The organism is Mesorhizobium sp. B2-4-19 (genome assembly GCF_006441315.1).
Taxonomy (GTDB): domain Bacteria; phylum Pseudomonadota; class Alphaproteobacteria; order Rhizobiales; family Rhizobiaceae; genus Mesorhizobium.
The window spans coordinates 106,410-118,762 of record NZ_VFUV01000019.1; the positions used below are offsets into that span (position 1 = coordinate 106,410).

The 12,353-nt window shown below is 61.7% G+C and carries 17 protein-coding genes and 1 riboswitch; of the genes, 12 read left to right on the plus strand and 5 right to left on the minus strand.

Features of this window, described 5'->3' with window-relative positions:
- Positions 1-38: 38 nt before the first annotated feature.
- The gene (locus FJ546_RS25945) at positions 39-2,468 is read left to right on the plus strand and encodes an SGNH/GDSL hydrolase family protein (RefSeq protein WP_140891910.1); all 2,430 of its coding nucleotides are present in this window, start codon (positions 39-41) and stop codon (positions 2,466-2,468) included.
- Between the two features lie 74 nt (positions 2,469-2,542).
- Positions 2,543-3,646 (plus strand): acyltransferase, encoded by a 1,104-nt coding sequence (locus tag FJ546_RS25950; protein ID WP_140891911.1) that lies wholly within the window; start codon positions 2,543-2,545, stop codon positions 3,644-3,646.
- Here FJ546_RS25950 and FJ546_RS25955 read toward each other — a convergent pair.
- A complete protein-coding gene (locus FJ546_RS25955) occupies positions 3,627-3,923 on the minus strand; it encodes a hypothetical protein (protein ID WP_140891912.1) in 297 nt (98 codons plus the stop codon). The genes FJ546_RS25950 and FJ546_RS25955 overlap by 20 nt on opposite strands.
- A gap of 16 nt (positions 3,924-3,939) precedes the next feature.
- A complete protein-coding gene (locus tag FJ546_RS25960) occupies positions 3,940-4,338 on the minus strand; it encodes a hypothetical protein (protein WP_140891913.1) in 399 nt (132 codons plus the stop codon).
- A gap of 80 nt (positions 4,339-4,418) precedes the next feature.
- On the opposite strand from FJ546_RS25960, the gene FJ546_RS25965 reads away from it, so the two are divergent.
- The 5 genes from FJ546_RS25965 (at position 4,419) to FJ546_RS25985 (ending at position 6,189) form a co-directional block, all read left to right on the plus strand.
- Entirely contained in the window at positions 4,419-5,150 is a 732-nt protein-coding gene (locus FJ546_RS25965; protein ID WP_140891914.1) for a glycosyl hydrolase 108 family protein, read from the plus strand.
- A 2-nt stretch (positions 5,151-5,152) separates the two neighbouring features.
- Entirely contained in the window at positions 5,153-5,353 is a 201-nt protein-coding gene (locus tag FJ546_RS25970) for a hypothetical protein (protein ID WP_140891915.1), read from the plus strand.
- The gene (locus FJ546_RS25975; RefSeq protein ID WP_140891916.1) at positions 5,350-5,589 is read left to right on the plus strand and encodes an ABC transporter permease; all 240 of its coding nucleotides are present in this window, start codon (positions 5,350-5,352) and stop codon (positions 5,587-5,589) included. Before FJ546_RS25970 ends, FJ546_RS25975 begins: the two co-directional genes overlap by 4 nt.
- Positions 5,574-5,768, plus strand: a complete 195-nt coding sequence (locus FJ546_RS25980) for a hypothetical protein (RefSeq protein ID WP_140891917.1) — start codon at positions 5,574-5,576, stop codon at positions 5,766-5,768. The genes FJ546_RS25975 and FJ546_RS25980 overlap by 16 nt, the downstream gene beginning before the upstream one ends.
- A gap of 103 nt (positions 5,769-5,871) precedes the next feature.
- The gene (locus tag FJ546_RS25985) at positions 5,872-6,189 is read left to right on the plus strand and encodes a hypothetical protein (RefSeq protein ID WP_123167549.1); all 318 of its coding nucleotides are present in this window, start codon (positions 5,872-5,874) and stop codon (positions 6,187-6,189) included.
- 99 nt (positions 6,190-6,288) lie between these two features.
- Here the strand turns inward: FJ546_RS25985 and FJ546_RS25990 are convergent, their stop codons facing one another.
- Complete coding sequence (locus FJ546_RS25990; protein WP_095203861.1) at positions 6,289-6,525, minus strand: hypothetical protein; 237 nt, start codon at positions 6,523-6,525, stop codon at positions 6,289-6,291.
- A gap of 218 nt (positions 6,526-6,743) precedes the next feature.
- Here FJ546_RS25990 and FJ546_RS25995 point away from each other — a divergent pair, with 218 nt between their 5' ends.
- Both FJ546_RS25995 and FJ546_RS26000 read left to right on the plus strand, forming a co-directional pair.
- Positions 6,744-6,962 (plus strand): hypothetical protein, encoded by a 219-nt coding sequence (locus tag FJ546_RS25995; RefSeq protein WP_140891918.1) that lies wholly within the window; start codon positions 6,744-6,746, stop codon positions 6,960-6,962.
- A gap of 394 nt (positions 6,963-7,356) precedes the next feature.
- Positions 7,357-7,797 (plus strand): GNAT family N-acetyltransferase, encoded by a 441-nt coding sequence (locus tag FJ546_RS26000; RefSeq protein WP_246686967.1) that lies wholly within the window; start codon positions 7,357-7,359, stop codon positions 7,795-7,797.
- A gap of 88 nt (positions 7,798-7,885) precedes the next feature.
- Here the strand turns inward: FJ546_RS26000 and FJ546_RS26005 are convergent, their stop codons facing one another.
- Positions 7,886-8,593: a hypothetical protein gene (locus FJ546_RS26005; protein WP_140891920.1), complete on the minus strand. Its 708-nt coding sequence runs from the start codon at positions 8,591-8,593 to the stop codon at positions 7,886-7,888.
- A 196-nt stretch (positions 8,594-8,789) separates the two neighbouring features.
- Here FJ546_RS26005 and FJ546_RS26010 point away from each other — a divergent pair, with 196 nt between their 5' ends.
- Positions 8,790-10,337: a glycosyltransferase family 39 protein gene (locus FJ546_RS26010; RefSeq protein ID WP_140891921.1), complete on the plus strand. Its 1,548-nt coding sequence runs from the start codon at positions 8,790-8,792 to the stop codon at positions 10,335-10,337.
- 174 nt (positions 10,338-10,511) lie between these two features.
- Complete coding sequence (gene msrA, locus FJ546_RS26015) at positions 10,512-11,030, plus strand: peptide-methionine (S)-S-oxide reductase MsrA (protein ID WP_019859281.1); 519 nt, start codon at positions 10,512-10,514, stop codon at positions 11,028-11,030.
- A 79-nt stretch (positions 11,031-11,109) separates the two neighbouring features.
- On the opposite strand, the gene FJ546_RS26020 is transcribed toward msrA, so the two are convergent.
- Positions 11,110-11,418 carry a hypothetical protein gene (locus FJ546_RS26020; protein WP_140891922.1) on the minus strand — a complete coding sequence of 103 codons (309 nt, stop codon included), beginning with the start codon at positions 11,416-11,418 and terminating at the stop codon, positions 11,110-11,112.
- A gap of 193 nt (positions 11,419-11,611) precedes the next feature.
- A riboswitch (TPP riboswitch) is annotated at positions 11,612-11,725 on the plus strand.
- Between FJ546_RS26020 and FJ546_RS26025 the strand changes: the two genes are divergently transcribed.
- Positions 11,716-12,324, plus strand: coding sequence for a YkoF family thiamine/hydroxymethylpyrimidine-binding protein (locus tag FJ546_RS26025; protein WP_140891923.1), 609 nt, complete (start codon positions 11,716-11,718; stop codon positions 12,322-12,324). (Overlaps the previous riboswitch by 10 nt.)
- The last annotated feature ends 29 nt before the right edge of the window (positions 12,325-12,353 follow it).

Here is a 12,353-nt window from a genome sequence, read left to right on the forward strand (position 1 = left end):
GCCTCGCTTTCGCGGGGCTTTTTCATGGAGCAAGCCTCATGGCCCGACCTGCAACTGCCGCCGTTCGCCTGTTGACCGGTGAGCGCGAACCCGTGCGCCTGGCGACCACGGCCAACATTGCCCTCCATGGGCTGCAGACCATCGATGGCGTGGTCACCGAAGTGGGCGATCGCGTGCTGGTGAAGAACCAGGCCGATGCCCGCGCGAACGGCATCTATACGGCGAGCGAGGGCCAGTGGTTCCGCGCCGCCGACGCGCGCACCGCGCGCACGATGCAGAAGGGCACGACCGCCTTTGTTCAAGCGGGTCTTACGAACGGGGAAATTACTTTCCGCTTCAACACGCTTGACCCGGTTGTCGGCGCCGACCCGATCGACATCACCGGCGACGGCGACGCGCTGCGCCGCTCTGACCTCCTCGACGAGGACGACATGGCATCTAACAGTGCCACGAAGGTGCCGTCCCAGCAAAGCGTGAAGGCCTTTGTCGAAAGCAGGACGGCGCGCTACTCGACTGAGTTTGGCTTTGTCGATGACGGTGCCGCCGGCGCCAACACAGGCACCAACAATGACGCCGCGTGGGCTGCGGCGAAGGCCGCGCTTACGCACGGCGAAACGCTTGTCATGGTTCGAAAGAACACTGGCGTGTTCTATTTCTCGACGACGAGTGACTTTACCGGCATCCTGATCAATGCGACGAGCAATCCGACCTTCAACGGACCGAATGTCTATAACGACCGGACCTCCACGCAGCGCGACGCTAAAGCCCCGGCCGTCACTGTGGTAGGACCGGGCAATCTTCTGTTTACGAGCACCTCAATCAATGTGACGTTCAAGCACCATTCGGAACCGGTCGATAAGTTCGACTTCCTCACCGATGGCGATGTGGGCTATGACGAGCCCTCTGCCGCCGATATGTCGGGCACACAGGTTTCTATGCTCAAGGCGGCATGGCCCAATGGCAACACCTTCGCGACTTCTACGAATGGTATCGCCAAATCAACTAACGTAATCACCATCAACAGGGCGACGGCGGATGCAGGCAACGTCCAGCTTGCAGGCATGGTGCCTGAGCCTACCTGCCAATATTCGTGGGTCATCGGCTACAACACGAGTGATGTGGGGTACGCGGTGCTGGTCTACGAAGGTGGGTATCACTGCGTCTATGCCGGGATTGGCGGGTCAATATTCCACCGGAAAGTGACAGCCCCCTCAACATGGTCTGAAGTTCCCATACCCCATTTTGGCGATGGTACTGCCGCATCCAACGAGACGGCGTACACCTTCTGCGGAGCATCCATAACGGTAGATATGGTGTCGCCAACCAAGTATCAGATTGGGCTGAATGGGGTAGTGCTAGCCGAAGGTGAATTGCCTTCGCCGTGTTTATATCTCGGCCCTGCCATCTACTTTCCTGGTTCCCTTACGGGCATTTCCAATTACTACAACTTTACGAAGACCAAGAACCCGACCAGGCTCGCTTCGCGCCCCATCAGGGCTATGTTCGTCGGCGACAGTAAGATGGATGACATCATCATCGGCTGGCCGCGTGACATTGCCCGCATCATGCAGGGTTCGATGGGAACGCAATGGGAGTATACCAAGAACATCGCGGTTGCCGGCGAAACCTTGGTGCAGCAGAAGACCCGCCTCCTCGCCGAGAACATGACCGGCTATACCGATGTGTTCGTTGGGCTCGGCACCAACGACGCCCAGGGCAACACCAGCCAGGCGACCTTCGCTACCGACCTTGGCCTCCTCTTCGATCAAGCGCTGTCCCTCGGGGCTCGCCTCCATGTCCTCCTTACGCCCGCCTTCTGGGACCGTGCGGATGGCGTGGCGAAGACCGGCTTTGCAAACCAAGGGCAGAACTCGGCGGGCGGGCAGCGTGTGCCGGCGTATCGCGAAATCATGCGACAGGTCTGCGCAACCTATCGCGGGAATGGAAAGCCAGTCAGCATCACCGACGCCGGCAAGATTTGTGGCCCGAGCCTTGCGCGATATCTTACCTGGGCGTCAGATCAGAACCGTGTGGACCTTAACGTCTTCGACAACATCCATGAGAGCCGCTTGGCTCGCACGAAGATAGCTCAGGGCGTTGCAAGGTCGGCCTACGGTGTCATCAGCCCGAGGCGTACGCGGGCTTATCCGGTCATGGCAATTCCTGCCGGGTGGTACACGAACAATTGGGCCGCGCTGACTTCCCCGGTTTTCTGGATGGATGAGCGAGGCTACAAGCACATTGACGGCATCATTTCCAACGCGGCCGGTGCAAACCTCGCGGATGGAACACAGGTCCTGCAGCTCCCCACGTATATGCGGCCAAGCCGGACAATCTGGCTCCCCACGGTCACGCAGAAGGCGAACACCCAGGGTTGGATTGAAATCCTGTCAACCGGCGTGGTGAATGTGTATGGCGTCGATGCCACCAACAAGTTCATGCGGTTGTCCGACGCGCATTGGGAGTGAAGTTTAGCGCCTGAGCATTTGCCGCGTCTGCCTTGTGCTGCTATGCCACCTGCCGTCAGAACTAGGCATGCGGCATGTATTCCAAGAATATTCAGGGCCTCCGCGCCATCGCGGCGCTGATGGTGGTGTTCACCCACTCCTTCTACCCACTTGTTCCTATGCGAAATCATTGGTCACAGTTCGTCGGGGCCATCGGCCCATCTGGCGTCGACCTCTTCTTTGTGATTTCCGGCTTCGTGGTTTTCCTGTCCGCCGACAGGTTGGGGAAGAACGCCGACATCACTGGAATTTGGCGGGCTTTGCGAGAATTTGTGGTGAGGCGGGTTTTCCGAATCTACCCCGTCTATCTGACAGCGTTCCTCATCGCATCGCTGGTGCTAATCCTCATGCCTGCCGCTGAATTATCCCCGGCAGGCATGAAGCAGCAGCCGTGGTGGGATCTGGCGCTACTCATTGCCCAGCCGAACAATCGCATTCTGGCTGCTTGGACATTGCAGTACGAGATGACCTTCTATGCGGTGTGCGCTCTAGGTATTTTGCTATTCCCGCGCCGCATCGTGGCCGCCATCGCTCTTTGGATGGCAATTGTTCTCTGCATTTGGGGCGCCGGCATCTACATGCCTTCGGTGTTTACCGCGCCGATCGTGCTGGAGTTCGCGTTCGGAATTGTCGTCGCGTTGCTGGTCGAAAGGAAATTCTCAGAGTACGCCTTGACGTCTTTGGCCGCAGGGTTTGGCGGACTGGTCATCGGCGCGATCTGCTATCGTCTCCACGATCCGAAGGGCGCGTGGGCGTTGCCGGTGATGTGGCGGACAGTGTGCTTCGGCTTGCCGAGCGGTTTCATCGTCTATGGCTTTGTCGCTGTCGAGATGAGGCGGATGTGGACGTTCTCAAAAGCTTGGACAGATCTGGGCGACGCTTCTTACTCGCTCTATCTGTGGCATCAACTGCTGTTCGCGGTGATGGCCGCCATCTATGTGCAGTTGGGCATTGTCGGGAAGGTTAATGAATGGATTTTGTGGCTTTCCTTCTTCGCGGCGATTTTCCCCCTCAGCTTCATCAGCTTCTATCAGATCGAGCGCCGGTTCAACAAAGCTGAATGGGTTGCTCGGGTGGCCGGCACGCCGCGAAAGAAGCCTGCTTCGACGGCAACTGATCTCAAGGCCGAGGTGGTTTAGGCATCGGCGGCCCGCCGATCAAATCGTTGAAGGCGACTTCCTCATCCTCGGTCATATGCCGGTATTCCCATGCGCTGCCGTTCCATCGGCTCATGATTGGACTTCCGGCAACCTCAGTGCCGTCGCTGACCACGACAGGATCAGACGGCGCGTAGAAATGCCATTCGCCGTCCTTGATGTCGCTCTCGCCCCGGCTGATCCACGCAAAAAAGACCAAGACGGCCAAGACGCCGGCGATGCGTGCTGCAATCAGTTCGGTCTTGTTGAGGCTGAACATCTTGCCCGAGGTCGACTTAAGGAGCGGGTGAGATGTTGCTAAGGACGTCTTGGAGGTACTTAACAAGCACGTGCGACCGATCAAGGAGATAGCCTTTCAAGAGGTCAACCATCGGCCAGATATGGCCGCTTTGACGCCGCCTAATCCATCTCCGCAACGCCTCGCGCACCGCTTCCGCATCGCCCTGATCGCCACTCTTCATCACAACCCAGACGCCATCAACCAACACCAGCCGGCCGCCGTCATAGGTGTTGATCTCCGATGTCCGCAAGGCCTTCGGCTGAATGTCGGCACCGGCTTTTACCCATGGCATGCTGAAATGGATTGAGTTCCCCGTTGGCCCATCGTTGTCGGCGGCAGGCCCGCTGAGGTCCAGCCGGATTTCATCCGGCAGTTCGTCATTGTCCCTCGCCATCGCATCGGCCGCGTCTGGGTCCGATAGTCATACCTAATCCGAAACAAACAACCTGCCCGCGAGGGCGGAAAGGAACCTCCATGGACCGCAACTTCGCGCGGGCGCTTGCGCTCGTCTTGAAATCCGAGGGCGGCTGGTCGGACAATCCGGCCGATCCGGGCGGCGCCACGATGAAGGGCGTGACGCTGGCGAATTTTCGCCGCTATGTGAAGGCCGATGCCGGCAAGGCCGATCTGAAGAAGATCGGCGACGATCAGGTCGCAACCGTCTATCGGCGCTTCTATTGGGATGCCGTGCTCGGTGCCGAACTGCCTGATGGCGTCGACTATGCCGTGTTCGATTTCGCGGTGAACAGTGGACCGGGCAGGGCGGCAAAATACCTGCAGGCAAGCGTCGGCGTCTCGCAGGACGGGCGCATCGGCCCGGCGACGCTGGCGGCCGTCAAGACAAAGCCGGCTGGCGTCGTCATCGATCAGCTTTGCGATGCGCGGCTGGCGTTTCTCAGGCGATTGCCGACTTGGGCGACATTCGGGCGCGGCTGGTCCGATCGCGTCAGGTCAGTGCGAGCCCAGGCCCTGCTGATGTCGGCCCCTGCGACGGCGCCCGCCTCAATACAGCCTGCGATGCCGGCGCCGGTTCCCCAGCCGGTCAAGCCGCCGCTCGCGGCTGAAACGCCCGCCGGCAACGCGCCCGTGCCGGGCGGTCCCGGGATTCCGGCTGCCGCCAAGGCGGGCGGGCTCATCGCCGCCTGCCTGCTCGTCGCCTATGCCGCCTGGCATCACATCGCCGTCGCGCTGCAAGGGATCTTCTGACCATGGCCACCATCACCCAACTGACCATCCGCCCGACCAACAAGCTGACGGCCGCGACCATCGCCGCCGCGGCCATGTCGGTCTGCGGCGTCTTCGTGCGCAATTTCTGGCCGTCCTGGTACGACGCCGAGACATGGGCAACGCTTCTGCCGATCGCGGTCTTTGCCATCGGCTATCTGGTCAAGGATGAGCCGAACCGATGAGTGCGCTTCTGACATTCCTGCTCGGCAACCCGACCCTTCTCGGCATCAGTGCCGCCATCCTCGCGGCGTTCGGCTGGGGTGTTCGCCAGCGGCTTGCCGGCGAGCGCAGCGAGCGTGCCCGGCAGGCCGCCGCCGAAGCCGCTGCACACGACATCGCCGGCCAGGTCCAGAACGATATCGGCGCGCTGCCCGCAGCCACCGCGCGAAAGGAGCTCAAATCATGGGCAAAGGATTGATGCTAGTATCGGTGCTGGCCGTGTTGGCCGGCTGTACCACGGTCAAGGGCGGATTCTGCGCGGTATCCAGCCCGCTGCGCCTGTCGGCGACCGCAGTCGACGCGTTGTCGGACGCCGAAGTCAAGGCGCTGCTGGCGCACAACCGCAAGGGCGAAAGACTGTGCGGGTGGAAGCCATGACGGTCGTCGCACTTCCGCTGGACGCGGCCATGCTGCTTGCCGGGCTGGTCATTTTCGGCGCCGGATCGGTATTCGGCTTCCTTGTCGCGAGGGCGATGAAATGATGCACGATCTCTTCGACCTGCTCGGCATCAAGGGACCGGTCGTCGTCGCCGGTCTGGCCGGCGGTGTCCTGCGCGCTTTGTCGCGGCACCGCTACAAGCTGCGCGAAATGGTGGCTTCGCCGATCTGCGGCGCGCTGGCCGCGGCCTATCTGACGCTGCCGGTGGTCCAGTATTCCCGCGCCACGGGCCTGCCACTGGCCAATGACGACACGACGACGCTGGCGGCGGCGTTTCTCATCGGCGTCTGCGCGATGTGGATTTCGGATATTCTGTTCGAGGTGATCGTGCGGAAGTTCAAGCCGGCGACGGAAGACTGAAGGGCCGCAGAAGCGGGCTTCCGTATTTCCGATGGTTGCTTCGTGCGGCTGCACTGCGAGAACGCGCTGATGGCTGTGCAACTCCGATATGTTTGCCTCTCAATGGAATCTGGTTTTGAAGACGCGAAAGACCTCGCACCAGAGGCGGAAATCGGCCAGTCGCCCGGCGAAGTGTGCTTCCATGGCGCAGTAGGCCGCTGCGGTCTGCGCTTCCGGCCCATAGAGCTCGATTGCGGCAATTACTGCATCGTTGGGATCGGCAAAATCTGAAAGCCTCAGTGCCGCGCCATTGTCTGTCCGGAGCATCGAGCAACACCTTCTGTTCAGCGCCTTCATGCCGCATATGTGGCGCAAATCATGCCTGCGGCCCAGCGGCTTGGTTGCTAGTGGGGACTGGCAGCGGAAGGCCACTGGGCCTGACCGGCAGGGCCTTGAGATGGCAGCGCCGACTGGTGAAGATGTATGCACCCCTGCTCATATCAGCGAAACGTGCGAACGAAGGAAGGGCAAGGCGCTGGCTCCGGCCGGCGGGCCTTTCGACAGCTGCTCGCTCCTTGAAAACCGCGATTCAATTAGCCTCCGCTGAAATCGCTCCCAAAACGCCTTTGCTGGTGCGCGGAATGGGGCACCAATCGAATGATGCGCTGGCCCCCCGTATCATTGCAAAATACATGGCGGCAACCACGTTAAGCCAAATCGCTCGTGGATCGCTTGTCGCTGGTATTCAGAACGGAAACAGGCTTCGCAGCTTCTATCCGAGCGAAGCTTGTTGAGGCAGGGCTTAATGTTCAGTGACAAGGAAACCCGATTATTAGAAGCTGGGCTGTTCATGGCGGTGCCGCTCTCAATCCTCATCGCGGTCTTGGTGGTTAGCCTTACGTTTGGCTGGTTTGGGTGACGGATTGTACGCGGCGGGGCGCGATCGACGGCCAGTATCCTCACGTTCATTCCTGCCTAAGAAGGCTTGCCCTGCGTCCGAGAATTCGCGCCTGACGGCTCGATCGAGCCAATGCCCGCCTCGGTCCGCGCCGAGGCGGGCTTTTTGCGTTTGTGGCGCCCGCCCGGCCACTGCTATATCCCGATGCAAGGTTGCCGAACTCGCGGCGGCGTTGATCCAGCCCGGGGTTACGGATGCAGATTGAACGATATGAAGGGGACCGCGAAATATTGCTGCCGCTGTTTGCCCTTGCCGACGATTCCCCCACGCAGGTTTCCAGCTATATCGATGAGGGCGAGGTGCTGGTCGCGCGGGAGGGCAACAGGATCATCGGCCACGTGCAGCTCATCGAGACAGGCGAGGGCGGTGTCTTCGAGCTCAAGAGCCTGGCGGTCCGTCCGGCAAGACAGAGCGAGGGGCTGGGGCGTGCCCTTGTCGCGGCGGCAATTACCCGCTGCCGCGAGCGCTACGGCCGGCGCCTGATCGTGTCGACCGCGGCCGCCGACATCGGCAATTTGCGATTTTACCAAAGACAGGGCTTCCGAATGTCTCGCATCGTGCAGGATGCGTTCGGGCCATCGACCGGTTACCCCGAAGGCTTGCTTGTGAACGGCATTCCGCTGCGCGACCAGGTGGTCTTCGAACGCGATCTCGGCGCGGATTGGGGGTGAGATCGTCGACCTCGCGCTCCAGCTTTGGGCGCAAACCATCCGATAGCCCGCTCCGGTTCGCCGGGCGGGCTATTTTGCGTTTCTGGGCCTAGGCGAGGATGTTGACGGCGCGGGCGGCGACCAGTGCGATCGTCAGCAGCGATATTATCGACTCGGCCATCATCAAAAGCTTGGCGCGCTGCGACAGCGGCAAGGTGTCGGTCGGCGAAAATGCCGTCGCATTGGTGAAGGCGAGGAAGAAATAATCGACGAAGCCCGGCAGCCAGTCGCGGATCTCGCGGTCGTTCAAGGTCATTTGCGGGAACAGGAAGTCGGAATGGGCGCGATTGACGAGGCCGCATGTCGGCGGCCCGCCGCGGTCCGTGCTCCAGAACCACAAGGCAAAGACGATGACGTTGGTGACCCATATGTTGAGCGCGTCGATCAGCAGCGTCTGGCCGGTGGAGCCGGCATGGCCCACTAGCAAGGCGCGGACCAGGAACACCAGCGAACCACAATTCATGACGCTGACGACGCCGGTCATCACCAGCGCCGTCCTGCGGATGATGACGCGAAACCGGCCGACCAGATACCAGTGCTCCTCCTCGACCGCTTTCTGGCTGGCGACCTGTGTCCAGGCGGTGGCGACGGACAGGGGCACGAGCAGGGCGGCCTCCAGCGCCGGCGCCAGCCAGCGCGGGCCGAACGAAAGATCGTTGATCACCAGGAGCTGCAAACAGATGATGACGAGGACTGCCGCACGTGCCAGCCAGAAGTCGAGCGCGCGATGGTGGATGACGGCATGCTGGTGACGCATCGAATATCCGGGATGTTCAGACTGGATCAAATGGCGGCTGTTCTGCCGGGGGAGGGCAACAGAGCGCCGAAATTCCTGCCCAATCTTGGTCTTGCAATGGCCTGCAAGTATACTTTTTCGTAAGCTTTGATGTGGGGGCTGTTCGGCAAACCGGACGATGTGGTTTAAGCGCGGCATGGTGGGAATAGATGACTCCATGGATGGTTGGGCGCCGGCGGGGCTGACTGCCGCCGGCCTCGACTCGTCATCGGTATGGCCCGGCCTGCTTCGCCATCCCTGGTATTTGCTGGCGCTTTTGTGCCTAGTGCAGATCCTGTGCTGGACGGCGGTGCCGGCACTGATCGATCCCGCCCCGCCCGGCGATGTGGTGGAAGGTTTCATGTGGGGCCGCGAATGGGTGCTGTTGACCTACAAGCACCCACAGCTTCCAGGCTGGCTGCTCGAAACCAGCCATCTTCTGACCGGATCGTTCCGCTGGCCGCAATATCTGGTTGCCCAGCTGACGATCTCGTCGACCTTCGTCCTGGTCTATCTGCTGGCCCGCGACATGCTCGGGCAAAGCCGTGCGCTGGCCGCCGTGCTTTTGATGCCGTCGGTCTATTTCTTCGGCTGGCCGACCCCGCAATTCAATCATGACTACGCGCAGATGCCGTTCTGGGCTGCCATCTGCTGGCTGCTCTGGCGCGCCGGCCGTGGCGGCGGGCCGGGCTGGTGGCTGGCGCTTGGACTGGTGTCGGGCGTCGGGCTCTATGCCAAGTTCTCCACCGGCCTGCTGCTTGCCTTCGGCGCGCTCTGGCTGTTGCGCGACGCACGCGCGCGCAGCCGGCTGGCGACGCCCTGGCCATGGCTCGGCCTTGCCGTTTTTCTCGCCGTTGCCACACCGCTGGCCATCGCGCTCTACCGCATCGATTTCCTGCCGCTGACCTATTTCGCCGCCCGCGACCAATGGGTGACCGAACACCGGGCGCGCCTTTACTACATAGGTGTCCAGATGGCCGGACTCTCCGGCCTTCTTCTGGTGCTGGCGATATCAGGCCTGCTGCGGCGCTCGACCGCCCCCGAAGTGCCCGTCGAGCGCAGCATTCTGGTCTATCTCGTGTGGATGGGGTTCGGCCCCGCGACCCTGATCATGGTGGCCTCGTTGTTCACTGGCACCGGCGAGTCCTGGGGCGCGCCGATGTACAATCTTGTCGGTGTCACGGTGCTGGCCTTCCTCGGCCACCGGCTCGGCGCCATCGAGATGCGAAGGCTGGCAATCTGCGCGTTCCTCTGCATCATCACCATATCGGGCGCCTACGCGGCGCTGCGCTGGACGGGCTGCAATGTGCGGGGGCGCTTGGACGCCGTCTGCTGGCCGGCGGAGCCGATCGCGGACGAGGCCGAGGCGGTCTGGCACGCGGCGGCGCCCGGCCGGCTCGACATTGTCGGCGGCGATACCCAGGTGGCCATGCTGGCGGGCCTCAATGCCTATGACAAGCCGTCGATCTTCACCGATCTTGATACCCGGTTCGCGCCCTGGATCACCAGGCAGCGTTTGCGCGACCACGGCATGCTGATGGTTTGGCCAGGGCATGACGTGCCGCCGCAGTTGCGGACATGGCTGGGCAACCTCCCGGTCAAGACCGTTCTTTTCAATTGGTCGCGCACAGCGCCGCCTTTGGCAATCAGCTTTGCTGCCATTCCGCCCGGCACGCTCTATCCGCAGCTTGCCGTCGACAGCCGGGCCCGGCATCCGCGCAACTGAAACGGTTCGATCCCCGACCGCGTCGTGATATCGTTCGTTCGTGGCCGCGTTGTTTCCACGCGACTGGACGAAGCGGACGACAATGCCCATCTATTGGGAAATCCGATTTTGTCTGCGCAATTTCGGGCGGGAAACCCTCGCATGAGCCGGAATTGCCTTTTGAGGAGACGTGACATGGCGACTTCGACCGAACGCGCAGTGCTTGCCGGTGGCTGTTTCTGGGGTATGCAGGATCTGATACGGCGCTATCCCGGCGTCATCTCCACGCGTGTCGGCTATAGTGGCGGCGATGTGGCCAACGCCACCTATCGCAACCACGGCACCCATGCCGAAGCCATCGAGATCAATTTCGATCCGGCCGTGATCAGCTATCGCACGCTGCTGGAGCGCTTTTTCCAGATCCACGACCCGACGACGCGCAACCGGCAGGGCAATGATGTCGGGATGAGCTACCGTTCGGCGATCTACTATACGAGCGACGAACAGAAGCGCGTCGCGGAAGACACTATTGCCGATGTCGATGCCTCCGGCCTGTGGCCAGGCAAGGTCGTCACGGAAGTCGCGCCGGCCGGTGCCTTCTGGGAGGCCGAGCCCGAACATCAGGACTATCTGGAGAAATATCCAAACGGCTACACCTGCCACTTCGTCAGGCCGGGCTGGAAGCTGCCGGTTCGCGAGAAGGCCGCATCCTAACGATTGGGCAAAGGCATCGTTGGGAATGATATCGAAAAGCCGCCGGATGTCCGGCGGCTTTTTCAGTTTGGGCAATCACTTACTTGCCGCAGTTGTTGTCGTTCACGGTGGGGGCCGTCGCGTTGCCGTTGGCATCGGACTGCGCGCCTTGCGGATTGGTCGGGCAATTGCGATCCGCATCGGAGTTCATGTCGCCCGGCGCGATGGTCGTGCTGTTGGTAATTGCCGGATCGACCGTATCGGGCGAAGCCGGAGTGCTCGGGTTTACAGTCACTGACCGGCCGCTGCCGGCGGACCCATCCATGCCGTTTGCGGTGTTGCTTTGCGCCATCGCGGAAGTGGCAAGCGCAACGGTGAACGCCGAAGCTGCGAGGATTTTCATGAACATGGTTCTGTCTCCATTTCTGTGAACTCGTCGCGTTGCGACTGTTGGGAAAACCTCTCGGCTTGGCGAAGGTTCCCCATAAATTCCGACTGCGCGGCATCGCCAGCGTCACTCAATGGCGAGAGCTGGTGCAACGCTTTTGGCCCGGTGCGCTGAAAAAACGGCTTCCCCTTCCGTTCGAATGGTGCTTTAACGCGGCCATCCACAGGGGTGCTCCGTACGGTCGGGGCTGAGACGGGGGCGGCAAGCCCACAGACCCTAGAAGCTGATCTGGGTAATACCAGCGGAGCGAGGCGGGCGATGTTTTCAGGTGCACAGATTTCCCTTTATCCCATGGCCGACGATTTCGTCGGTGTCATCCTGGGCGCGCTTGGCGCGCTCGACCCCTACCGGGACAGGCTCCGTATCGAGACCGACGACATCTCGACCTTGCTGGTCGGGCCACCCGAAGTGTTGTTCCCGGCGCTGCGCGACCTGTTCGTGGCGGCGGCGCGGAGCGGCAAGCATTGCGTGCTGTCGGCCGCCATTTCGCGCGGCTGTCCTGGCGAGCCGGACGATCCGATCTGCCGCTCCGAAGCGTTTGGCGGGCCTGCCGGGCCGCTTGAGCCGCGCAAGGAAGCCGCCATCACCGCCGTGCGCAATGCTGCAGCCACCGGCCAGTCGGCGGCTGCGCAATTCTCGCTCTATGTGATGGGCACCGGCGACCACATGGATGAGATCTATGGCTGCATCGATTTCCTGAAACAGTCCGGCGTCTACGATCGCTCCAAGAACTTCTGCACCAAACTGCGCGGCGATACCGGCGCGATCTTTTCGGCGCTGAATGAAGCCTTCTGCCGCTTCGGGCCGGGCGCCGGCCACGTAACCCTTGACGTCACGGTTTCCGCCAACAGCCCCACCGCTGTCTGAACAGAACGCGCCTTCGGCGCGCGCCCGTC

Bases quoted from the DNA above. Each gene is read 5' to 3' on its own strand.
- FJ546_RS25970 (WP_140891915.1), top strand. From the start codon at position 5,153: ATGGCCACCATCACCCAACTGACCATCCGCCCGACCAACAAGCTGACG.
- FJ546_RS25955 (WP_140891912.1), bottom strand. From the start codon at position 3,923: ATGTTCAGCCTCAACAAGACCGAACTGATTGCAGCACGCATCGCCGGC.
- FJ546_RS25975 (WP_140891916.1), top strand. From the start codon at position 5,350: ATGAGTGCGCTTCTGACATTCCTGCTCGGCAACCCGACCCTTCTCGGC.
- FJ546_RS25990 (WP_095203861.1), bottom strand. From the start codon at position 6,525: ATGAAGGCGCTGAACAGAAGGTGTTGCTCGATGCTCCGGACAGACAAT.
- FJ546_RS25950 (WP_140891911.1), top strand. From the start codon at position 2,543: ATGTATTCCAAGAATATTCAGGGCCTCCGCGCCATCGCGGCGCTGATG.
- FJ546_RS25985 (WP_123167549.1), top strand. From the start codon at position 5,872: ATGCACGATCTCTTCGACCTGCTCGGCATCAAGGGACCGGTCGTCGTC.
- FJ546_RS25960 (WP_140891913.1), bottom strand. From the start codon at position 4,338: ATGGCGAGGGACAATGACGAACTGCCGGATGAAATCCGGCTGGACCTC.
- FJ546_RS26020 (WP_140891922.1), bottom strand. From the start codon at position 11,418: ATGTTCATGAAAATCCTCGCAGCTTCGGCGTTCACCGTTGCGCTTGCC.
- msrA (WP_019859281.1), top strand. From the start codon at position 10,512: ATGGCGACTTCGACCGAACGCGCAGTGCTTGCCGGTGGCTGTTTCTGG.
- FJ546_RS26005 (WP_140891920.1), bottom strand. From the start codon at position 8,593: ATGCGTCACCAGCATGCCGTCATCCACCATCGCGCGCTCGACTTCTGG.
- FJ546_RS25945 (WP_140891910.1), top strand. From the start codon at position 39: ATGGCCCGACCTGCAACTGCCGCCGTTCGCCTGTTGACCGGTGAGCGC.
- FJ546_RS25980 (WP_140891917.1), top strand. From the start codon at position 5,574: ATGGGCAAAGGATTGATGCTAGTATCGGTGCTGGCCGTGTTGGCCGGC.
- FJ546_RS26025 (WP_140891923.1), top strand. From the start codon at position 11,716: ATGTTTTCAGGTGCACAGATTTCCCTTTATCCCATGGCCGACGATTTC.
- FJ546_RS26010 (WP_140891921.1), top strand. From the start codon at position 8,790: ATGGATGGTTGGGCGCCGGCGGGGCTGACTGCCGCCGGCCTCGACTCG.
- FJ546_RS25965 (WP_140891914.1), top strand. From the start codon at position 4,419: ATGGACCGCAACTTCGCGCGGGCGCTTGCGCTCGTCTTGAAATCCGAG.